This window comes from Solimonas fluminis, from assembly GCF_002930645.1.
Classification (GTDB): Bacteria; Pseudomonadota; Gammaproteobacteria; order Nevskiales; family Nevskiaceae; genus Solimonas_A; species Solimonas_A fluminis.
In genome coordinates, this window is the sequence record NZ_PSNW01000008.1 from 18,922 (window position 1) to 39,929 (window position 21,008).

Consider the following 21,008-nt stretch of genomic DNA (forward strand, 5'->3'; position numbering starts at 1 on the left):
GATTTTCCCTTGCCGATCAATACCATGCTTGAACAGATCCCCTCCGCGCTGCCGCTGCTGCTGAAGGCCGCCGGCACCGGCCGGCGCAAGCCCGGCCGCGAACCCCAGATTCCCGCCCTGTCCACCGGCATCGCCAGCCTGCGCGCCGATGCCGCCAAGCTGGCGGCCTACTGCCAGGTCTGCGGCTTCGAGCCCGGCGAGACGCTGCCGATCACCTATCCGGCCGTGCTGGCCAATCCGCTGGCCATGCACCTGATGTCGCAGCCGGAGTTCCCGCTGCCGATGCTGGGCATCGTCCACGTCCGCAACCTCATCGAGCAGAAGCGTGCGCTGCGCATCGACGAGACCTACGCGGTCAGCGTGCGCACCGGCGGCAGCCGCCGGGTCAAGGCCGGCCTGGAGTTCGAGCTGGTGATCGAGTTCAGCCTGGAGGGCGAGGTGCTGTACACCTGCACCATGGGCGTCCTGCATCGCATGCCGGGTCCCAAGCAGGGTGGGGGCAGCCGCCCCGCCGCGCCGCCGGCGCAGCTGGCCGAGTACCTGGCGCTGGACATCCCGGAGAACCAGGGCCGCCGCTACGCCGCCGTGTCGGGCGACTACAACCCGATCCATCTCTACACCCCCACCGCCAAGCTGCTGGGCTTCAAGCGCCATATCGCCCATGGCATGTGGTCGCTGGCGCGCTGCGCCGCGCTGCTGCAGGCGGAGCTGGGCCGCGAGCCGACGGTGCTGGACGTGTCCTTCAAGCAGCCGGTGTTCCTGCCCGCCAAGGTGGCGGTGAAATACCAGCGCAACGCGGCGGGGCTCGACTTCGCCTTGCTGGCGCGCAGCTCCGACAAGGTCCACCTGGGCGGCTCATTGCGCTGAGACTTGCGTTAAAATCAACGTTCAAGCACCGAAAACACAAAGAGATTCCAGGAGTCCTCCATGCGGATCCGCAAAGCTGTCTTCCCTGTTGCCGGCCTCGGTACCCGATTCCTGCCCGCCACCAAGGCGATCGCCAAGGAAATGCTGCCGATCGTCGACAAGCCCCTGATCCAGTATGCCGTGCAGGAAGCGATCAGCGCCGGTGCCGAGGAGCTGATCTTCATCACCGGCCGCTCGAAGAATTCCATCATGGATCACTTCGACAAGGCCTACGAGCTGGAAACCGAGCTGGAGCAGCGCGGCAAGGAAAAGCTGCTGGAGATCGTCCGGGAAGTCTTACCACCGGGCGTGACCTGCATCTACATCCGGCAGGCTGAGGCGCTGGGCCTGGGCCACGCCGTACTCTGCGCCTGGCCCGCGGTGGGCGACGAGGACTTCTCGGTGATCCTGGCGGACGACCTGATCGACGGCAAGCTGCGTCCCTGCCTGGCGCAGATGCAGCGCGTCTACCAGGAATACGGCACCAGCGTGATCGCGGTGCAGAAGGTGCCCAAGGACGAAATCTCCAGCTATGGCGTCGTCGAGGTCCAGCCGGTGGCCCCGGGCATGGGCGAGGTGCGCCGCATCGTCGAGAAGCCGAAGAAGGAAGATGCCCCGAGCGATCTGGCGGTGGTCGGCCGCTACATCCTGACTCCGCGCATCTTCAAGCTGCTGGAGCGTACCCCGCGCGGCGCCGGCGGCGAGATCCAGCTGACCGATGCGATCAGCATGATGATCCAGGAACAGACGGTGCTGGCCTACGAGTTCGAAGGCACGCGCTACGACTGCGGCTCGAAGCTGGGCTACCTCAAGGCCAACGTCGAGTACGGCATGAAGCACGCCGACATCGGCGACGAGTTCACCGAGTACCTCAAAGAAATGTCCGGGGACCTGAATTCCCTGGCGCCCAAGGAAAAGAAGCAAGGCTGACCCCGCGACGCCCTTTGCGCGGAGGAAGGCACATCGAAGGACAGGATATGGCGACAAGCAAGTATCAGAGTTTCATCGAATCTTCCTCCATACAGGGTGCCAACGCGCCCTATATCGAGGCGTACTACGAGCAGTTCCTCGAGGATCCGGATTCGGTCGATCCGGGCTGGCGGGCCTACTTCCGCAACGTGCAGGACCAGAGCGCCCCGCGCGAGATCGCGCACAGCGAGGTGCTGGCGCGCTTCGAGCGCATGGCGCGTGAGCCGCGCCGCGTCGCCGCCGCCGAGGCGGGCTTCGATGCCCGCGCCGCCGAGAAGCAGGCCGGCGTCCTGCGCCTGATCAACTACTACCGCGTACGCGGCCACCAGGTGGCCAAGCTCGACCCGCTGGGCCTGGCCCCGGTCGAGGTGGTGCGCGACCTCGATCCGGCCTTCCACGGCCTGGGTCCCGAGGACTTCGACACGGTGTTCAACACCGGCTCTCTGGCCGGCCCCGACCGCCTGCCGCTGAAGGACATCATCAAGCTGCTGAAGGCGGTCTACACCGACACCATCGGCGCCGAGTACATGTACATCACGGAGACGGCGCAGAAGCGCTGGATCCAGCAGCGCCTCGAGACCACGGCGTTCCAGCCCAAGCTGACGCCGGATCGCAAGAAGGAAGTCTTCAAGCAGCTCGTCGCCGCCGAGGGCCTGGAGCGCTACCTGCACAACAAGTACGTCGGCCAGAAGCGCTTCTCGCTGGAAGGCGGCGACTCGCTGATCCCGGCGCTGGACGAGGTGCTGCACGGCTGTGCGGCGCGCGACGTCGAGGAAGTCGTGATCGGCATGGCCCACCGCGGCCGCCTCAACGTGCTGGTCAACCTGCTGGGCAAGTCGCCGGCGGACCTGTTCGCCGAGTTCGAGGGCAAGTACTCCGCCGAATCGCTGAGCCGCGCCGGCGACGTGAAGTACCACATGGGCTTCTCCACCGACGTCGAGGTGGCCGGCAAGCGCCTGCACCTGGTGCTGGCCTTCAATCCCTCGCACCTGGAAATCGTCAACCCGGTGGTGGAGGGCAGCGTCAAGGCGCGCCAGGTGGCGCGTGGCGACGAGATCGGCCAGCGCGTCGTGCCGATCCTGATCCACGGCGATGCCGCGTTCGCGGGCCAGGGCGTCGTGATGGAGACCCTGCAGCTGTCGCACTCCAAGGGCTACAGCACCGGCGGCACGCTGCACGTGATCGTCAACAACCAGATCGGCTTCACCACGCCGAACCCGATCGAGGCCGAGCCGGGCCGCGAGGCGCGCACCTCGCGCTACTGCACGGACCTGGCCAAGATGCTGGAAGCTCCCGTATTCCACGTGAACGGCGACGATCCGGAGGCCGTGGTCTTCGTGACCCGCCTGGCGATGGACTTCCGCAACGAGTTCCACAAGGACGTCATCGTCGACATCTGCTGCTACCGCCGCTGGGGCCACAACGAGGCCGACGAGCCTTCGGTGACCAGCCCGGTGATGTACGAGGCGGTCAAGAAGCACCCGACCACCATGGCCCTCTACGCCAAGAAGCTGGAGGAGGAGGGGGCCATCACCCGCGGCGATGCCGAGGACCTGACCAAGGCCTACCGCGCCGGCCTCGACAAGGGCGAGAACATCGCCCGCATCACGCTGGGCCTGGTGGGCAACAAGCACACGGTCAACTGGGCCAAGTATCGCGAGGGCGGCTGGGATACCCCCACCGACACCTCCGTGACCCGCGACCAGGTGCAGGCCCTCTCGGGCAAGCTGCTGACGCTGCCGGAAGGCTTCACGCTGCATCCGCGCGTGCAGAAGATCTACGAGGACCGCGCCCGCATGGCGGCCGGCGAGCTGCCGATGGACTGGGGCTTCGCCGAAACCATGGCCTACGCGGCGAACCTCAACGAAGGCTTCGACGTGCGCCTCTGCGGCCAGGACGTGCAGCGCGGCACCTTCTTCCACCGCCATGCCACGGTGCACGACTACAAGAACGGCGCGCGCTACACGCCGCTGAAGAACCTGGTTCCCGGCGAGCACCGCTTCTCAGTCAACGACACGCTGCTGTCGGAAGAAGGCGTGCTCGGCTTCGAATACGGCTATGCCACCACCGACCCGGAAACCCTGGTGGTCTGGGAAGCGCAGTTCGGCGACTTCGCCAACGGCGCGCAGGTGCTGTTCGACCAGTTCATCGCCTCGGGCTTCTCCAAGTGGGGCCGTCTCTGCGGCCTGAGCGTATTCCTGCCGCATGGCTACGAGGGCCAGGGCCCGGAGCATTCCTCCGGCCGCCTCGAACGCTGGCTGCAGCTCTGCGCCGAGAACAACCAGCAGGTCTGCGTGCCCTCGACGCCGGCGCAGATGTTCCACATGCTGCGTCGCCAGGTGAAGCGCAACTACCGCCTGCCGCTGATCGTGATGACGCCCAAGAGCCTGCTGCGCCATCCGCTGTCGGTGTCGACGCTGGACGACCTGACCAAGGGCCGTTTCCAGACCGTGATCCAGGAGACCGAGAAGCTCGACGCCGCCAAGGTGACGCGCATCGTGTTCTGCTCGGGCAAGGTCTACTTCGACCTGTTCCAGGCGCGCGAGAAGGACAAGGCCTACAACATCGCCCTGGTGCGCATCGAACAGCTGTATCCGTTCCCGCGCGACGGCTTCGAGGAGGCGCTGGCGAAGTATCCCAACGCCAAGGACGTGGTGTGGTGCCAGGAGGAGCCCGAGAACCAGGGCGCCTGGTACCAGATCAAGCACCGCCTCGCGGCGCACGTGCAGCCGCAGCACCGCCTGCTCTACGTCACCCGCCAGGGCTCGTCGAGCACCGCGGTGGGTTATCTCAAGGTGCACCAGAAGGAGCAGGAGGAGCTGGTCCGCGCCGCCCTCACTGCCGGCAAGCCCAACTAGTCGGCTGCCAACCCCAGAACAGAACGAAACAGACATCGCTCCAGGAAAAGAACAATGGCCATCGAAATCAAAGTCCCCAACCTGCCTGAATCGGTCTCCTCCGCTACCGTCGCCACCTGGCACCTGAAGGCTGGTGACGCGGTCAAGCGCGAGCAGAACCTCGTCGACCTGGAAACGGACAAGGTCGTGCTGGAAGTGCCGGCCACCGCCGACGGCGTGCTCACCGAGATCCGCGTGCAGCCGGGTGCCACCGTGCAGGCCGGTGACGTGCTCGGACTGCTGGAAGAGGGCGCCGCGGCAGCGGCGGCCCCGGCCGCCAAGGCGGAGGCGGCCAAGCCGGCGACGGCCTCCGCTCCGGCGGCCCCGGCCGGCGGCAACGAGGACCAGTCGCCCGCGGTGCGCAAGCTGCTGTCGGAGCTGGGCCTGTCGGCCTCGCAGATCAGCGGCACGGGCAAGGGCGGCCGCCTGACCGTGGAAGACGTGAAGGCCCATGCCGCCAAGCCGCAGGCTCCGGCACCCAAGGCCGCGGCACCCGCCGCCGCCCCGGCACCGCGCGTGGCCGGTGCCCGCGAGGAGCAGCGCGTGCCGATGACGCGCATCCGCCAGCGCATCGCCGAGCGCCTGCTGGAGGCCAAGAACAACACCGCCATGCTGACCACCTTCAACGAGGTGGACCTGAAGGCCGTGTCCGAGCTGCGCGCCCGGTACAAGGACCAGTTCGAGAAATCCCATGGCGTGAAGCTCGGCTTCATGAGCTTCTTCATCAAGGCGGCGATCGAGGCGCTGAAGAAGTACCCGGTGCTGAACGCCTCCGTCGACGGCCAGGACATCATCTACCACGGCTACTACGACATCGGCGTGGCCGTGTCGTCCGAGCGCGGCCTGGTGGTGCCGATCCTGCGCGATGCCGACCAGCATTCCATGGCCGAGATCGAGAAGGCCATCGGCGACTTCGGCAGCCGCGCCAAGGCCAACAAGCTGACGATGGAGGACCTCACCGGCGGTACGTTCTCCATCACCAACGGCGGCGTGTTCGGCTCGATGATGTCGACGCCGATCCTGAATCCTCCGCAGTCCGCCATCCTCGGCATGCACGGCATCACCGAGCGTCCGATGGTGGTCAACGGCGAGATCGTGATCCGCCCGATGATGTACCTGGCGCTGTCCTACGATCACCGCATCATCGACGGCAAGGAAGCCGTGCTGGGCCTGCGCACGATCAAGGAATGCCTCGAGGATCCGGCCAAGATCCTGCTCTCGCTCTAAGGCGAGGGTTGGCTGCAACGACACCGGCCCCCTCCTGGGGGCCGGTTTGTTTTTGCCGGGGCTGCGGCATACTCGGGGGGCATGAGCGCCCCGCTGCACAACGACCCGCTGCCCTTCATCACGCTGCCCAACTGGGTCAATGCGGCGGCGCACTGCGGCTTCAACATCCGCCCGATCTTCGATGAACTGGGCATCCAGACCAACCTGGTGAACCTGGAGGAAGCCACCATCAGCCTGCCGCTGATGGGGCAGGTGATGGAGGCCTGCGTCGAACGCTCGCGCGAGCAGCACTTTCCCTTCGTGCTGGGCGAGACCTTCGCCTTCGACTACCTGCCGGACCTGGCCACGTTCGTGGCCACCAGCCCGACGCTGCGGCAGGCCGTGCGCGTGTTCGATTGGGTGCGCACCTTGATCAATCCGATGATCGATGTGCGCCTGGAAGAGGAGGGCGAGCTCGCGCGCCTGGTGCTGGTGCGCGAGCAGGACCCCGCGGAGCCGGAGGGGCGCATCGGCGCCTACTTCGTGGAGTCGCTGTTTGCCGCCATCATCAAGTTCGGTCGCAGCATCGCCGCCGACCTGGAAGCCGACGCCGTGCTGCGGCTGCGCTTCGCCGAGCCGCCCTATGCCGCGGTCTATGCGCGCTCCTTCCGCCTGCCGGTACGCTTCTCGCAGCCGCTCAATGCCCTGGAGTTCCCGCGCAACCGCCTCGACCAGCCGCTGGCGGGAGGCTTCCCTTCGCTGCACGGCCAGGCCGAGCAGCGCGTCAGTCAGCGCCTGGCCAAGATGCCGCGCCGCAGCGGCCTGATTGCGGCCGTGGAGGCCGTGTTCGACCAGGAGCCGCGGCTGCTGGGGCAGGGCATCGAGCGCGTCGCGCAGCGGCTGGACCTGCACCCCCGCACCCTGCAGCGGCGCCTGCACGAAGAGGGCGAGGCCTTCGCCGAGTTGCAGGGGCGGGTGCGCTACCGGCGGGCCCTGCAGGACCTGGAAGACCCGAAGCTGGACCTGGAGACGATCAGCGAGCGGCTGGGCTTCTCGGACCGGCGCAGCTTCACACGGGCGTTCACGCGCTGGGCGGGGGCCTCGCCGAGCGAGTTCCGCAGGCGAGGGGGCGGGAAGCCGCCGTTGGGCTGAAGCGGGCGCAAAAGCGGGGTGGCCATCCATGGCGGGACCTCCGTTCCCTGATTGACCCACCATTCCATGGCCGGGCGTCCGGAGAGCTCGGACCGCCCTATGGCCGTCCATGGCCGTCCGAGGAACTCCCCTCCGCATCTGTCGCGAAATGTTCCCTTCCGGTCGTTCAAGGTCATAGTCAACCCCTTGTCCGGACTCCTAAAGTCGGCTCGACGACTCTTCAGGAGATGAACATGGACGGATCGGCCAAGGCCATCGTGCCGCGCAAGGGACCCGACTTCGGGCTGGAAGGGGATATCCCCCGGTACTGGTTCGGCGGCGATGCCTTCAAGACACGCTTCTTCGACGCGATGTCCCTGCTGTTTCCCGAAGGCGAGAAGTTCTTCATCGCCTGCGTGCGCGACTACCGCGACCAGGTGACGGATCCCGAGCTCAAGGCCCAGGTCAAGGACTTCATGTACCAGGAAGGCCAGCACGGCATCGTCCATACCCAGTTCAACAACCGCCTGAAGGCCCAGGGCATCGAGGTGGACCATATCCTCGACGAGCAGAAGCGCATCATGTTCGGCGTCTTCCGCAAGTGGCTGCCCAAGGTCTACACCCTGGGCCAGACCGCCGCGGCCGAGCACATGACCGCGCTGATGGCGCACGGCTTCTTCTCCGCCGGCCTGATGAAGGATGCCGATCCCCGCATCCGCGCGATGTACGCCTGGCATGCGGTCGAGGAGATCGAGCACAAGGCGGTGGCCTACGACGTCTTCAAGAAGGTGGCCAAGGGCAGCTGGCTGGTGCGCGTGCTGTCGATGCTGCAGGTGGCGCTGACCTTCCCGCTGCACGTCTTCATGATCATGAACCACATGTTCAAGGTGGACGGCGTGCAGAACCGCGGGCGCGTCTGGCTGCGGGGCCTGTGGTGGCTCTATGGGCCGCGCGGCATCTACCCGCGCCTGCTGCCGCACTTCATGCTGTACTTCATCCCCGGCTTCCATCCCTGGAAGCACGGCGACATGGATATCTACCGGCGCTGGACCGCGGCCTACGACCAGAGCGGCGATCCCATCAGGGCGGGCGATGTCGTAGCCGCCGGGTGAGCGCCGCGCTGCGGCGATGCCTGAATGGCATCGCCCGCGTCGCCGAGCTCCCACGCCGGCGCCGCGCCGGGGTGGCATTGACCGCATTCCGTGAAGCCCCGCCGGGGATTTTTCCTCCGGTTCCCGGCGGGCGCTCCAATCCGGGCAGGAATGTCGGCTAGACTTGCGGCCTGGAAAAACCGCAAGGAACTCAGCCCCGTAGATGAGCCTGGACCGGTGGGTGGTATGCGAGCAATGCGATTCGGTCTACACCCGGCGCCCGCTGCGGCCGGGTGAGGTCGCCGACTGTGCCCGCTGCGGCCACCACCTCTACCGCCATCATCGCTTCGACCTCGAGAGGCTGCTGGCGCTGACCCTGGCCACGGCGATCGTGTTCGTGATGGCCAACGTTTACCCGGTGGTCGCCCTCAATGCGCAGGGGGCCTACAACGCCGCCACCATCTGGGGGGCGGTGATCGCCACCTGGGAGTCGGGGGTGGCGCCGGTGGCCTTCATCTCGGCCCTGCTGGTCTTCTTCTTCCCCCTGTCGCAGATCTGCCTGTTCGCCTACGTGCTGCTGGGCTTGCGCCGCGGCCGGCGGCCGGCGGAGTTCCGCCAGGCCATGCATGCGCTGTCCCTGATGCAGCCCTGGAGCATGGCCGAGGTGTTCATGCTCGGCATCCTGGTCGCCATCGTGAAGCTGCACGGCGTGATGACGGTGATCCCGGGCATCGGCCTGTGGAGCTTCGCGATCCTGACGCTGCTGCTGGCGGCGCTGACGTCCTACGACCTGCAGGACCTGTGGGATATCGCCGAGGATGTCGAGGCGGGGAGGCCGGCGTGAGCGGACGCGTCGTCACCGCCGCGGAGATGGGCCTGATCGGCTGCCGGCGCTGCGGCCATGTGATGCAGCGCCCGCAGGCGGTCGAAGGCAATTCCTGCGCGCGCTGCGGCGCCGGCCTGCGCTGGCGCAAGCCGCAGAGCCTGGAACGCTGCTGGGCCTTCCTGATCGCCGCGATGATCCTGTACGTCCCGGCGAACACGATGACCATGATGAAGACCATCAATCCGTTCAACTCGACGGATGACACCATCATGAGCGGCGTGATCTACCTCTGGGCCGCCGGTACGCCGGAACTGGCGGTGATCGTGTTCGTGGCCAGCGTGATGGTGCCCATCGGCAAGTTCATCGCCCTGTTGACCCTGCTGGTCAGCGTGCACCGCGGCAGTTCGCGCGACCGCGTCGGCCGTACCCGCCTGTACCGCATCATCGAGAAGATCGGCCACTGGTCGATGCTGGACGTGTTCGTGGTGGCCCTGCTGGTGGCGCTGGTGCGCTTCGACCTGTTCGGCCGTGTCGAGGCCGGCGGCGGGGCCATCTGCTTCGGCGGAGTGGTGCTGCTGACGATGATGGCCTCGCTGAGCTTCGACCCCCGCCTGATCTGGGATACTCCCGAGAAGACATGACCGACGACGACGACGGAGTTCCCGAGCCTGTGGTGCACCGGCCGCCGCGCTGGCGGTTCTCGCTGGTCTGGCTGGTGCCCCTGGTGGCGGCCCTGGTCGGCCTGGGGCTTCTGGTCCGCACCTGGATGCTGGCCGGGCCGACGATCACCATCGAGTTCAAGACCGCCGAGGGCCTGGAGGAGGGCAAGACCCAGCTGCGCTTCAAGGAGGTGGTGATCGGCAAGGTGCGCAGCATCGAACTGGCCGAGGACTTCACGCGCGTCAAGGTGACGGTGGACCTGAACAAGGATGCCTCGAGGGCCGCCGTGGCCGATTCGCGCTTCTGGATCGTGCGCCCCCGGGCGGACCTCGGCGGCGTGTCGGGCCTCAATACGCTGCTGTCCGGCGCCTACATCGGCGTGGACATCGGCAAGTCGGCGGAAAGCCAGCGCGCCTTCCAGGGGCTGGAAGTGCCGCCGGCCGTCACCAACGACAGCCAGGGCCGCGGCTTCCGCCTGGCCGCCGCGGACCTGGGTTCGCTCAACCTGGGCTCGCCGGTCTACTACCGCCGCATCCCGGTCGGGCGCGTGGTGGGCTACGAGCTGGATCCGGACGGCCGGGGCGTCAGCCTGCAGGTCTTCGTCGATGCGCCCTACGACCGCTTCGTGACGCCCTCCAGCCGCTTCTGGAACGCCAGCGGCGTCGACGTCAATGTCGGGCCGCAGGGCTTCAAGCTCAACACCCAGTCCCTGGTCAGCGTCATCGCCGGCGGCGTCGCCTTCCAGGCGCCGGACAACGGCGAGCCGCCGGCGGCCGAAGGCCTGCGCTTCCGCCTCTACAACGACATGGCCGCGGCGATGGCGCCCCAGGACAAGGTCCTGCTGGCCCTGCGCCTGCGCTTCTACCAGTCGGTGCGCGGCCTGGCGGTCGGTGCTCCGGTGGACTTCCACGGCCTGCAGCTGGGCGAGGTCACGCGGATCGACTTCGAGTACGACGCGGCGCGCCAGCGCTTCGCGGCGGACGTGGGGGCAGTGATCTATCCGGAGCGGCTGGGCAATGCCTACCTGGCCCTGCGCAGCAAGCTGAGGCAGGCCGACGGCGAGGCGCCGCGGCGGGTGTTCGAGCGGCTGATCGCACAGAGCCTGCGCGCGCAACTGCGCAGCGGCAACCTGCTCACCGGCCAGCAGTACGTGGCCATGGACTTCCTGCCCAAGGGCGAGCCCACGCTGGCGCCGCCGCAGGCCGGCGCCCTGGTGGTGCCGACCGTGCCGGGCAGCTTCGACCAGCTGCAGTCGCAGATCGCCAACATCGTCGACAAGATCGAGAAGGTGCCCTTCGACGAGATCGGCCTGCAGCTGCGCGACAGCCTGGCCGAGGCCAACCAGCTGCTGAAGACGCTCGACGGCCAGGTGGCGCCGGAGATGCGGCAGACCCTGGAGCAGGCGCGCCAGACGCTGCGCAGCGCCGAGGAGGCGCTGGGGGCCGACGGGCCGATGCAGCAGGACCTGCGCGGCACGCTGGAGTCGGTGGATCGCGCGGCGCGCTCGCTGCGCGCGCTGACCGAGGGCCTGCAGCGCCATCCTCAGTCGCTGCTGCGCGGCAAGCCGGACGATCCGGTGCTGCTGCGCCTGTCGCCCCTGCCTCAACAAGGACTGGAGCAGACCCCGCCGTGAAGCACGCCCTCCCGCTGACCCTGCTCGCCCTGTGGCTGTCCGGCTGCGCCGCCATGTCGGCGCCGAACTACTTCACCCTGTCGGCGCCGCCGGCCGCCGCGCCGGCGGGCGCGGCGCGCTGGATCGACGTGCAGGCCGTCTCGGTGCCGCTGCAGGTCGACACGCCGCAGCTGGTGGTCCGCCAGGGCGACGCCAGCCTGGCCCTGCTGGAACGCCAGCAGTGGGCTTCGCCCCTGGACGCCGAGATCCGCGGCGCCCTGGTGGCGGCCCTGGCCGCGCAAGGGCTGCGCGACATCCATGCGCTGCCGCCGCCGCCCGACACGCCGCTGTACCGGCTCAAGCTGGAGCTGCAGGCCTTCGAGACCATGCCGGGCCGGGCCGTGCGCTGGGAAGGCGTCTGGAGCCTGCGCGGCGCCGGCGGCGCCAAGGCGGCGCTGACCTGCGCCTTCGCGGCCCAGGAGGCGGTCGGCACGGACACCGCCGGCCTGGTGGCAGGCCATCAGCGCCTGCTGCGCCGCCTGGCCGGGCAGATCGCCATGGCGCTGTCGCCGGGGGCGGCATCGGCCTGCCCGGCCGGACTATGAGATTCCACCTGCATCCGGACGAAAGCCGCGGTATGGCGCGCAGCGCCGCGCGAACGTTCTAAAATAGCCGCGCCCTCAAGGAAAAGAACATGAGCGAACAATACGACGTCGTTGTCATCGGCGGCGGTCCCGCCGGCTACCCCTGCGCGATCCGTGCCTCCCAGCTGGGCTTCAAGACGGCCTGCATCGATGCCTGGATCAACAAGGACAGCACCCCGGCCTTCGGCGGCACCTGCCTCAATGCCGGCTGCATCCCCTCCAAGGCCCTGCTGGAATCCTCCGAGCTGGTGCACCGTGCCCAGCACGAGTTCGCCAAGCATGGCATCGGCGTGGGCGACGTCAGCGTCGACCTGGCGAAGATGCAGGCGCGCAAGACCGAGGTGTCCAAGGCACTCACCGGCGGCATCAAGCAGCTGTTCACCGCCAGCAAGGTCACCGGCCTGTTCGGCACCGGCAAGCTGCTGGGCAACGGCCAGGTCGAATACAAGTCGCATGACGGCCAGACCCAGGTGCTGAGCGCCAAGCACATCGTCATCGCCACCGGCTCGGAGCCGGTGAACCTGAGCAAGATCGCTCCCTTCGACGGCGACCGCATCGTCGATTCCTGGGGCGCGCTGGACTTCACCGAGGTGCCCAAGCGCCTGGGCGTGATCGGCGCCGGCGTGATCGGCGTGGAGCTGGGCAGCGTCTGGTCGCGCCTGGGTGCCAAGGTCACCATCCTGGAGGCGCTGCCGGGCTTCCTGCCGATGGTCGACGCCGCGATCTCCAAGGAGGCCCTGCGCCACCTGACCAAGCAGGGGCTGGACATCCGCTTCGGCGCCAAGGTGTCGGGCGCCAAGGCCGGCAAGAAGGCCGTGACCGTCGAGTTCGAGCAGGACGGCAAGGCCCAGACCGAGGAATTCGACAAGCTGATCGTCGCCGTCGGGCGCCGTCCCAACACCAACGGCCTCAATGCCGAGGCCGTGGGCGTGAAGCTGACCGAGCGCGGCTTCGTGCAGGTGGATGCGCACTACAAGACCAGCGTGCCGGGCATCTACGCCGTGGGTGACGTCATCGGCGGCGCCATGCTGGCGCACAAGGGCATCGAGGAGGGCGTGGCCCTGGCCGAGCAGCTCGCCGGCCACCATACCCAGGTCAACTACAACGCCGTGCCGAGCGTGGTCTACACCGCGCCGGAAATCGCCTGGGTCGGCCTGTCCGAAGAGCAGGCCAAGGCCGCCGGCCACGAGGTCAAGACCGGCAGCGGCTCCTTCATGGCCAGCGGCCGCGCCAAGGCCATGGAGCAGGCCGCGGGCACGATCAAGGTGATCTCCGACGCCAAGACCGACCGCATCCTCGGCGTGCATGCCGTGGGCCCGTTCGTGTCCGAACTCATCGCCGAAGCCGTGGTCGCACTGGAGTTCGCCGCCACCACCGAGGACATCGCGCTGATCATGCATGCGCATCCCTCGCTGTCGGAGACCTTCCACGACGCGATCCTGCTCGTCGACGGCCGCGCGGTGCACGCGATCAACAAGCCCAAGCGCGCCTGAGCGGCGCCCCACGATACGAACGAGGAGCGAGAAGAGTGAAAGCAAAGGCAATCATCGGTGCGACCCTGGCCCTGGCGACGCTGCCGGCCGCCGCGGCGACCTTCGACGCCAGCATCGGCGAGGAAGCCGTGCGCGTGGGCCTGGAAGGCGAGCTGTCGTCGGTCTTCTCCGGCGCCAAGGGCCAGTACGACCTCGGCGCCCTGTGGCGCTCCGAGAACGGCGCCGATGCCTTCGTGCCGCATGTCGGCGTGCTGCTGACCGGAGACACTGGCGCCCGTGATGCCAAGGTCACGGCCGGCCTGGGCGTGCGCCTGGCCTACATCGACGGCGAGAACAACGAGGGCGGCGCCGTCGCCCTCGGCGGCCAGGTGGACGTGCGCCTGCCGGGCTTCGAGCGCGTCGCGCTCGGCGCCTATGCCTATGGCGCCCCCGACGTCACCACCTTCGGTGACACCGACAAGTACTTCGATGTCGGCCTCAGCCTGGGCTACGAGGTGATCAAGGACGCGTCGGTCTATGTGGGCTGGCGCAAGGTGCAGGCCGACATCGACGGCGGCGGCGAGATCGAGGCCGACGACGGCTTCAATGTCGGGCTGCGGCTCAATTTCTAAAGAGGACCGGGGACCATATGGGGCGGGGCCCAAGCATCGAAGCGCGCAAGAACGCCACCGACGCGGCGCGCGGCAAGCTGTTCACCAAGTTCATCCGTGAGATCACCGTCGCCGCGCGCACCGGCGGCGGCGATCCCAAGGCCAATTCGCGCCTGCGCATCGCCATCGACAAGGCGCTGACCGCGAACATGACCAAGGACACCATCGAGCGCGCCATCAAGCGCGGCTCCGGCGAGGGCAATGCCGACGCGTTCGAGGAAATCCGCTACGAGGGCTACGGCCCGGGCGGCGTCGCCATCATGGTCGATTGCATGACCGACAACCCCACCCGCACCGTGGCGGAAGTCCGGCATGCCTTCAGCAAGTGCGGCGGCAGCATGGGCACCAGCGGTTCGGTGGCCTTCCAGTTCAGCCGCACCGGCCAGATCCTGTTCGAAACCGGCGGCGACGCGGCGCTGGAGGAGAAGATCCTGGAGCAGGCCCTGGAGGCCGGCGCCGACGACGTGGTCAACCACGACGAGGTCACCGAGGTGCTGGTGGCGCCGGACGCCTTCGAGGCGGTCAAGGCGGCGCTGGATGCCAAGGGACTCAAGCCGGTGCAGGCCGACATCACCATGCGTCCGGGCAACACCAGCGCGGTGTCGGGCGAGCAAGCGGCCGCGCTGCAGAAGCTGATCGACATGCTGGAAGATCTGGACGACGTGCAGAAGGTCTACTCGAACGCCGAGTTCGCGTGACCGCCACCCGCATCCTCGGCATCGACCCCGGCTCGCGCTACACCGGGTACGGCGTGATCGAGGTGACGGGCGGCAGGAGCCGCCATCTGGCCTGCGGGCGCATCAACGCCACCGTGGGCGAGATGCCGGAGCGGCTGCTGAAGATCCTGCGGGGCCTCGGCGAGGTCATCGCCGAGTTCCGCCCCGCGGAAGTCGCGCTGGAAGAGGTCTTCGTCAACAAGAGCGTCTCCAGCGCGCTGGTGCTGGGCCAGGCCCGTGGCGTGGCCATTGTCGCCGCCGCCCAGGCCGGGCTGCCGCTGGCGGAGTACGCCGCCACCCAGGTCAAGCTGGCCCTGGTCGGCAACGGCCGCGCCGAGAAGCTGCAGGTGCAGCACATGGTCAAGGTGCTGCTGAACCTGCGCGAGGCCATGGCCGCCGATGCCTCCGACGCCCTGGCGGTGGCGCTGACCCATGCGCATGTGCGTTCCACTAAGATGCGCAGCGGACTCACCCTGAACAAAGCCTGGGGATAGCAGGACAACATGATCGGCCGGATCACCGGAAAGCTGGTGCTGAAGCAGCCGCCGCTGCTGCTGGTGGACGTCGGGGGCGTCGGCTACGAGTTGGAGGCGCCGATGTCCACCTTCTACAAGCTGCCGTCGGTGGGCGAGGGCGTCAGCCTGCATACGCACCTGACGGTACGCGAGGACGCGCACCTGCTGTTCGCCTTCGCCAGCGCCACCGAGAAGGGCCTGTTCCGCGAACTGATCAAGATCTCCGGCGTCGGCCCCAAGCTGGGACTGGCGATCCTGTCCGGCGTCAGCGTCGAGGACTTCTGGGAAACCGTGCGCGCCGGCGACGTCGTGCGCCTGACCAAGATCCCCGGCGTCGGCCGCAAGACCGCCGAGCGCCTGGTGGTGGAGATGCGCGACAAGGCCGGCGGCGTGTCCGAGGCGGCAGGCCTGTCGGCCGCTCCCGTGGTGGGCACCGCGCCGCTGCAGGAGGCCCGCGCCGCGCTGGCCGCGCTGGGCTACAAGCCGGCCGAGATCCAGCGCTTCACCGAAGCCGTGCACAAGGAAGGCATGACCACCGAGCAGATCATCCAGGAGGCGCTCAAGCGCGCCGTGCGATGAGCGAAAGCCCGCGCCTGATCTCCGCCGGTGCGTCCTCGGATGAGGAGCGCATCGAGCGCGCCATCCGCCCGCACCGGCTGCAGGACTACGTCGGCCAGCCGGCGGTCAAGGAGCAACTGGGTATCGCCATCGAGGCGGCGCGCCGCCGCGGCGATGCCCTGGACCACGTGCTGATCTTCGGCCCGCCCGGCCTGGGCAAGACCACGCTGGCGCATATCCTGGCCGAGGAGATGGGCGTGAACCTGCGCCAGACTTCCGGCCCCGTGCTGGAGCGCGCCGGCGACCTGGCGGCGCTGCTGACCAACCTGGAGCCCCGCGACCTGCTGTTCGTCGACGAGATCCATCGCCTGTCGCCGGTGGTGGAGGAGGTGCTCTACCCGGCGATGGAGGACTACCAGCTCGACATCATGATCGGCGAGGGGCCGGCGGCGCGTTCGATCCGCCTGGACCTGCCGCCGTTCACGCTGGTGGGCGCCACGACACGCGCCGGCGCCCTGACCAGCCCGCTGCGCGACCGCTTCGGCATCGTGCAGCGCCTGGAGTTCTACGGCATCGAGGACCTGACCCGCATCGTCATGCGCAGCGCCGCGATCCTGAAGGCCGGCATCGAACCCGGCGGGGCGCTGGAGATCGCGCGGCGCTCGCGCGGCACCCCGCGCATCGCCAACCGCCTGCTGCGCCGCGTGCGCGACTATGCCGAGGTGCGCGGCGACGGCACCATCACCGAGCCCACCGCGGCGGCGGCGATGAAGCTGCTGGACGTCGATTCCAACGGCTTCGACCTGATGGACCGCAAGCTGCTGCTGACGCTGATCGAGCGCTTCGACGGCGGCCCGGCGGGCCTGGACAACCTCGCCGCCGCCATCGGCGAGGCGCGCGACACCATCGAGGACGTGATCGAGCCCTACCTGATCCAACAGGGCTACCTGATGCGCACGCCGCGCGGCCGCGTGGCCTGCAGGCTGGCCTACCAGCACTACGGCCTGAAGATGCCGGACCGCCTCGGCACGCCGGACCTGTTTTCGTGAACGAAACCGTCGCCGGCTTCCCGGTTCGCGTCTACTACGAGGATACCGACGCCTCGGGGGTGGCCTACCACGCCAATTACCTGCGCTGGTTCGAGCGGGCCCGCACCGAGTGGCTGCGGGCCAGGGGCTACGGGCAGGAGCGGCTGCGGCTCGAGGAGGGGGTGGCGTTCACCGTCTCGACCATCGAGATCGAGTACCGCAAGCCGGCCCGGCTGGACGACGAGCTGCAGGTGCAGACCCGCGTCGCGGAACTTCGGCGCGCCAGCCTGATCTTTGAACAGTCGCTGCTGCGTGCCGACGGCCAGCTGCTCAGCACCGCCCGGGTGCGCATCGCCTGTGTGGACGCAGCGACCTTTCGTCCGAAAGCGCTGCCGCCCGGAATCATCTGACGGCATCTTCCGCTGCTAGAATTTCCTACGGATCGCGGATTTCTTTGTTATTATTCTGCGATCAACCAGAACATTTGTTGACATTTACTAACAAGGCCCCGGCCGCCAGGCCCCGGGGCTGTCCGGACCAAGGACAAGGATAATTCCATGAACGATTTGTCGATGCTCGACCTGATCCTGAAGGCGAGCCTGCTTGCCAAGGTCGTCCTGCTGCTGCTGGTGGCGGCCTCGGGAGTGTCCTGGTACGTGATCTTCTCCAAGCGCGGGCTGTTCTCGCGCATGGCCTCGTCGGCCGAGAAGTTCGAGGACCGCTTCTGGAGCGGCGGCAACCTGGCCGACCTCTACGAGTCGGTGCGCAAGAACCAGGAGACCGAAGGCCTGGCGGCGATCTTCACCGCCGGCTACGAGGAGTACACCCGCCAGCAGACCTCCGGGCGCGCCGCCCCCGAGGACCAGCTGGCCGCCGTGTCGCGCCAGATGCGCGTGGCCCAGGTGCGCGAGGTCGAGCGCCTGGAGGGCGGCCTGGCGATGCTGGCCACCATCGGCTCCACCAGCCCCTACGTCGGCCTGTTCGGCACGGTCTGGGGCATCATGGCGGCCTTCATCAGCATCGGCGCCCAGAAGCAGGCCTCGCTGGCCACCGTGGCTCCCGGCATCGCCGAGGCCCTGATCGCCACCGCCATGGGCCTGTTCGCCGCCATCCCGGCGGTGATCGCCTACAACTTCTTCACCCGCTCCGTGGAGAGCATGGAGAACCGCTACCACACCTTCGCCGAAGAGATGCTGGGCATCATCGACCGCGGGCTGCGTCACGCCCGCCAGGCCTGAGGAGCCCGCCATGGCGCGCCGCAAGCTTTCCTCCGACATGAACGTCGTGCCGTACATCGACGTCATGCTGGTGCTGCTGGTGATCTTCATGGTGACTGCGCCGATGATGACGCAGGGCATCGAGGTGGACCTGCCCGACGTCAAGGCCCAGTCGATGAGCCAGCAGGACGAGGACCACACCCTGTCCGTGGATCCCAAGGGCGGCTACCACATCAGCTGGGCCGGCAACCCGGAGGCCACGGTCGATGACGACGAGGTCGTGGCGCAGACCCAGGAACTGCTGGCCAAGAAGCCGGAGCAGATGATCCTGGTCTACGGCGACAAGAAGACCCCGTACGAGTTCGTCGCCAAGGCCATGGGCCTGCTCAGCGACGCCGGGGCCAAGAAGATCGGCTTCGTCACGGATGAGCCGACGGACGAAAAACCACGCCGTTGATGAACAAGCCCCAAACCCGCTACGCGGTTGCGTCGCTCGCCCTGCACGTGTTCGTGTTCGGGGCGCTGATCCTCGGCGCGCTGTTCCACCGCAAGCCGGAGCCGATGCGCATCATCGAGGCCGCCCTGGTGCAGGGCGGCGGGAAGCAGCAGCCCAATCCCCAGCCGGTGGAGCCCAAGCCGCTGCCGCCGGCTCCCAAGCCCGAGCCGGAGCCGCCAGCGCCCGAACCCCCGAAGCCCCAGCCGGAGCCGCCCAAGGAGGATCCGGTGAAGAAGGCCGAGGAAAAGGCCAAGGAAGAAGAGAAGCGCAAGCTCGCCGAGGAGCGCAAGGAAAAGCAGCGCATCCAGGACGAGGAGCGCAAGCTGGAGCAGGCCCGCATCAAGGAAGAGGCCGAGCGCAAGCGCCAGGAAGAGATCAAGAAGAAGCAGGAAGAGGCGCAGAAGAAGGCCGAGGAAGAGCGCATCCGCAAGGAAGAGGAAAAGCGCAAGCAGGAAGAGGAAAAGCGCCAGAAGCAGGCCATCGCCGACGATCTCGCGCGCCAGGAGGCGGAGGAGCGCAAGGCGATCGAGGAGGCCCGTGCCCGGCGCGCTGCCGAGGACAAGGCGCGCCGTGACGCCCTGGCCGCCGCCGCCGCCGCCGAGCAGGCGGCCCGCGATGCCGCCATCATCGGTGCCGCCCAGGCGCAATGGGGCGACCTGATCGCCGCCCGCGTGCGCAAGTTCTGGCAGCGCCCGCCGGCCAGCGCCGATACCTTCACCTGCGTGGTGGAAGTGAAGATGAATCCGGACGCCTCGGTGGTGAGCGCCCATGTCGTGCGCAGCTGCGGCACCGCCGCCCTGGACCGCTCGGTGGAGCAGGCGGTGGTCAAGGCCAGCCCGCTGCCGCCGCCGCCGGATCCGCGCGCCATGCCGCCGGATCGCACCCTCAAGATCAGGTTCTGCCCCACGGCGGGCGGCTGCTAGCCGCCCCGCCGCAAGGGTCTTGGCCCCGGCGCCAGAACTTTTTCCCCACGGACAGAGTCACTTGGGGAAGAACTTTGGCGTAAAGGCCGGTTTTTGAATCACAATATGGTCCGCGGCCCGGTCGGCGCCGCCATTCAAGGTTGCCCATGACGTTCAAGAAACTGCTTGCCGTACTGCTGGTCCTGGTTGCCGTGCCGGCCCAGGCCGCCCTGGAAATCACCGTCAGCGGCGGCGACGTGGCGCCCCTGCCGATCGCCCTGGTGCAGTTCCAGCCGACGCCGGAGGTTCCGCTGGACGTGGCCCAGGTGGTGGAGAACGACCTGGTGCGCAGCGGCCGCTTCAAGGCCCTGCCGCGCGGCGCGATGCCGCAGACCCCGGTCGCGCCGCAGCAGGTGGTCACCGACGGCTGGAAGGCGGCCGGCATCGACAACCTGGTCATCGGCCAGCTCGGCAAGTCCGCCGACGGCTACTACGCCCGCTTCTTCCTGATCGACACCGTCAGCGGCCAGCAGCTGCTGAGCCACCAGTTCTCGGTCAAGTCGGTGGCGCAGATGCGCACCGTGGCGCACATGATCGCCGACATGATCTACGAGAAGCTGCTCGGCATTCCGGGCTACTTCAACACCAAGATTGCCTACGTGGCCGCCAGCGGCTACGGCCCGGCGCGCAACTTCCAGCTGATCGTGTCGGATTCCGACGGCGAGGCGCCGCGCGTGCTGGCCACCTCGCGCGAGCCGATCCTGTCGCCGGCCTGGGCGCCGGACCGCAAGCAGCTCGCCTTCGTGGGCTACAACCGCGGCCGCTCGGCGGTGATGGTCTACACCCTGGCCACCGGGCAGGTGCGCACGCTGGTGTCGGAGCCGGGCCTCAACAGCTCGCCGGCCTGGTCGCCGGACGGCAGCAAGATCGCCGTCAGCCTGTCGTTCGAGAACAACCCGGACATCTACGTCATCGACGTGGCCAGCAACAAGCGCCGCCGCCTGACCGACCACTACGGCATCGACACCGAGCCGGCCTGGTCGCCGGACGGCAGCAAGCTGGTCTTCACCTCCGACCGCGGCGGCCGTCCGCAGATCTACGAGATGGGCGCCGAGGGCGGCGATCCGCGCCGCGTCACCTTCGAGGGCAGCCAGAACGCGCGCGCCAGCTACTCGCCGGACGGCAAGTCGCTGGCCCTGGTCAACACCGACGGCGGCCGCTGGCGCATCGCGCTGCTGGATCTCGCCAGCGGCGGCCTGAAGATTCTCAGCGACGGCCCCCAGGACGAGGGTCCGCAGTTCGCGCCGGGCGGCGCCGTGATCATCTACGCAACGCAGGGACGCGCTGGCGGCGCGGAACTTGCGACCGTATCCGTCGACGGGCGCATCCGCACGCGCCTGCGCCAGGCGGCCGACATCAAGGAGCCCGCCTGGTCTCCGGTGGTCCGTTAAATTCCGCCATTCCCTGCTGATAAGCTTCCGCACCTCAAGA

General features: G+C 68.2%; 21 protein-coding genes. All 21 read left to right on the forward strand.

Going from position 1 to position 21,008, the window contains the following annotated elements; all coding sequences use genetic code 11:
- Window positions 1–24 precede the first annotated feature (24 nt).
- The 21 genes from C3942_RS14475 to tolB all read left to right on the forward strand — a co-directional run bounded on the left by C3942_RS14475 (window position 25) and on the right by tolB (window position 20,968).
- On the forward strand, window positions 25–867 hold the full coding sequence (locus C3942_RS14475; protein WP_133164310.1) for a MaoC family dehydratase: 843 nt from the start codon (window positions 25–27) through the stop codon (window positions 865–867).
- Between the two features lie 60 nt (window positions 868–927).
- Window positions 928–1,836, forward strand: coding sequence for a UTP--glucose-1-phosphate uridylyltransferase GalU (galU, locus tag C3942_RS14480; protein WP_104231075.1), 909 nt, complete (start codon window positions 928–930; stop codon window positions 1,834–1,836).
- Window positions 1,837–1,883: 47 nt separating this feature from the next.
- Window positions 1,884–4,733, forward strand: a complete 2,850-nt coding sequence (locus C3942_RS14485; RefSeq protein WP_104231076.1) for a 2-oxoglutarate dehydrogenase E1 component — start codon at window positions 1,884–1,886, stop codon at window positions 4,731–4,733.
- A gap of 54 nt (window positions 4,734–4,787) precedes the next feature.
- Window positions 4,788–5,999: a 2-oxoglutarate dehydrogenase complex dihydrolipoyllysine-residue succinyltransferase gene (odhB, locus tag C3942_RS14490; protein WP_104231077.1), complete on the forward strand. Its 1,212-nt coding sequence runs from the start codon at window positions 4,788–4,790 to the stop codon at window positions 5,997–5,999.
- An 81-nt stretch (window positions 6,000–6,080) separates the two neighbouring features.
- Window positions 6,081–7,130, forward strand: coding sequence for an AraC family transcriptional regulator (locus C3942_RS14495; RefSeq protein WP_104231078.1), 1,050 nt, complete (start codon window positions 6,081–6,083; stop codon window positions 7,128–7,130).
- A gap of 233 nt (window positions 7,131–7,363) precedes the next feature.
- Complete coding sequence (locus C3942_RS14500; RefSeq protein ID WP_165797460.1) at window positions 7,364–8,221, forward strand: metal-dependent hydrolase; 858 nt, start codon at window positions 7,364–7,366, stop codon at window positions 8,219–8,221.
- Between the two features lie 202 nt (window positions 8,222–8,423).
- Complete coding sequence (locus C3942_RS14505; protein WP_104231080.1) at window positions 8,424–9,044, forward strand: paraquat-inducible protein A; 621 nt, start codon at window positions 8,424–8,426, stop codon at window positions 9,042–9,044.
- Window positions 9,045–9,070: 26 nt separating this feature from the next.
- Window positions 9,071–9,667: a paraquat-inducible protein A gene (locus tag C3942_RS14510; RefSeq protein ID WP_104231254.1), complete on the forward strand. Its 597-nt coding sequence runs from the start codon at window positions 9,071–9,073 to the stop codon at window positions 9,665–9,667.
- Window positions 9,664–11,319, forward strand: a complete 1,656-nt coding sequence (locus C3942_RS14515) for a PqiB family protein (RefSeq protein WP_104231081.1) — start codon at window positions 9,664–9,666, stop codon at window positions 11,317–11,319. The genes C3942_RS14510 and C3942_RS14515 overlap by 4 nt, the downstream gene beginning before the upstream one ends.
- Window positions 11,316–11,903: a PqiC family protein gene (locus C3942_RS14520; protein WP_104231082.1), complete on the forward strand. Its 588-nt coding sequence runs from the start codon at window positions 11,316–11,318 to the stop codon at window positions 11,901–11,903. Before C3942_RS14515 ends, C3942_RS14520 begins: the two co-directional genes overlap by 4 nt.
- 89 nt (window positions 11,904–11,992) lie before the next feature.
- Window positions 11,993–13,435 carry a dihydrolipoyl dehydrogenase gene (gene lpdA, locus C3942_RS14525; RefSeq protein WP_104231083.1) on the forward strand — a complete coding sequence of 481 codons (1,443 nt, stop codon included), beginning with the start codon at window positions 11,993–11,995 and terminating at the stop codon, window positions 13,433–13,435.
- A gap of 35 nt (window positions 13,436–13,470) precedes the next feature.
- Window positions 13,471–14,046 carry a YfaZ family outer membrane protein gene (locus C3942_RS14530; protein ID WP_165797461.1) on the forward strand — a complete coding sequence of 192 codons (576 nt, stop codon included), beginning with the start codon at window positions 13,471–13,473 and terminating at the stop codon, window positions 14,044–14,046.
- 17 nt (window positions 14,047–14,063) lie between these two features.
- Window positions 14,064–14,783, forward strand: coding sequence for a YebC/PmpR family DNA-binding transcriptional regulator (locus tag C3942_RS14535; RefSeq protein ID WP_104231085.1), 720 nt, complete (start codon window positions 14,064–14,066; stop codon window positions 14,781–14,783).
- Window positions 14,780–15,295, forward strand: a complete 516-nt coding sequence (gene ruvC, locus C3942_RS14540) for a crossover junction endodeoxyribonuclease RuvC (RefSeq protein ID WP_104231086.1) — start codon at window positions 14,780–14,782, stop codon at window positions 15,293–15,295. Before C3942_RS14535 ends, ruvC begins: the two co-directional genes overlap by 4 nt.
- Before the next feature lie 9 nt (window positions 15,296–15,304).
- The gene (ruvA, locus tag C3942_RS14545) at window positions 15,305–15,895 is read left to right on the forward strand and encodes a Holliday junction branch migration protein RuvA (RefSeq protein ID WP_104231087.1); all 591 of its coding nucleotides are present in this window, start codon (window positions 15,305–15,307) and stop codon (window positions 15,893–15,895) included.
- Window positions 15,892–16,923 carry a Holliday junction branch migration DNA helicase RuvB gene (gene ruvB, locus C3942_RS14550; RefSeq protein WP_104231088.1) on the forward strand — a complete coding sequence of 344 codons (1,032 nt, stop codon included), beginning with the start codon at window positions 15,892–15,894 and terminating at the stop codon, window positions 16,921–16,923. Before ruvA ends, ruvB begins: the two co-directional genes overlap by 4 nt.
- A complete protein-coding gene (gene ybgC / locus C3942_RS14555; protein ID WP_104231089.1) occupies window positions 16,920–17,312 on the forward strand; it encodes a tol-pal system-associated acyl-CoA thioesterase in 393 nt (130 codons plus the stop codon). The genes ruvB and ybgC overlap by 4 nt, the downstream gene beginning before the upstream one ends.
- Window positions 17,313–17,459: 147 nt before the next feature.
- Complete coding sequence (gene tolQ / locus C3942_RS14560; RefSeq protein WP_104231090.1) at window positions 17,460–18,140, forward strand: protein TolQ; 681 nt, start codon at window positions 17,460–17,462, stop codon at window positions 18,138–18,140.
- A gap of 10 nt (window positions 18,141–18,150) precedes the next feature.
- Window positions 18,151–18,576 (forward strand): protein TolR, encoded by a 426-nt coding sequence (tolR, locus tag C3942_RS14565; RefSeq protein WP_104231091.1) that lies wholly within the window; start codon window positions 18,151–18,153, stop codon window positions 18,574–18,576.
- On the forward strand, window positions 18,576–19,538 hold the full coding sequence (gene tolA, locus C3942_RS14570) for a cell envelope integrity protein TolA (protein WP_104231092.1): 963 nt from the start codon (window positions 18,576–18,578) through the stop codon (window positions 19,536–19,538). The genes tolR and tolA overlap by 1 nt, the downstream gene beginning before the upstream one ends.
- Window positions 19,539–19,684: 146 nt before the next feature.
- A complete protein-coding gene (tolB, locus tag C3942_RS14575; RefSeq protein ID WP_104231093.1) occupies window positions 19,685–20,968 on the forward strand; it encodes a Tol-Pal system beta propeller repeat protein TolB in 1,284 nt (427 codons plus the stop codon).
- Window positions 20,969–21,008: the final 40 nt, after the last annotated feature.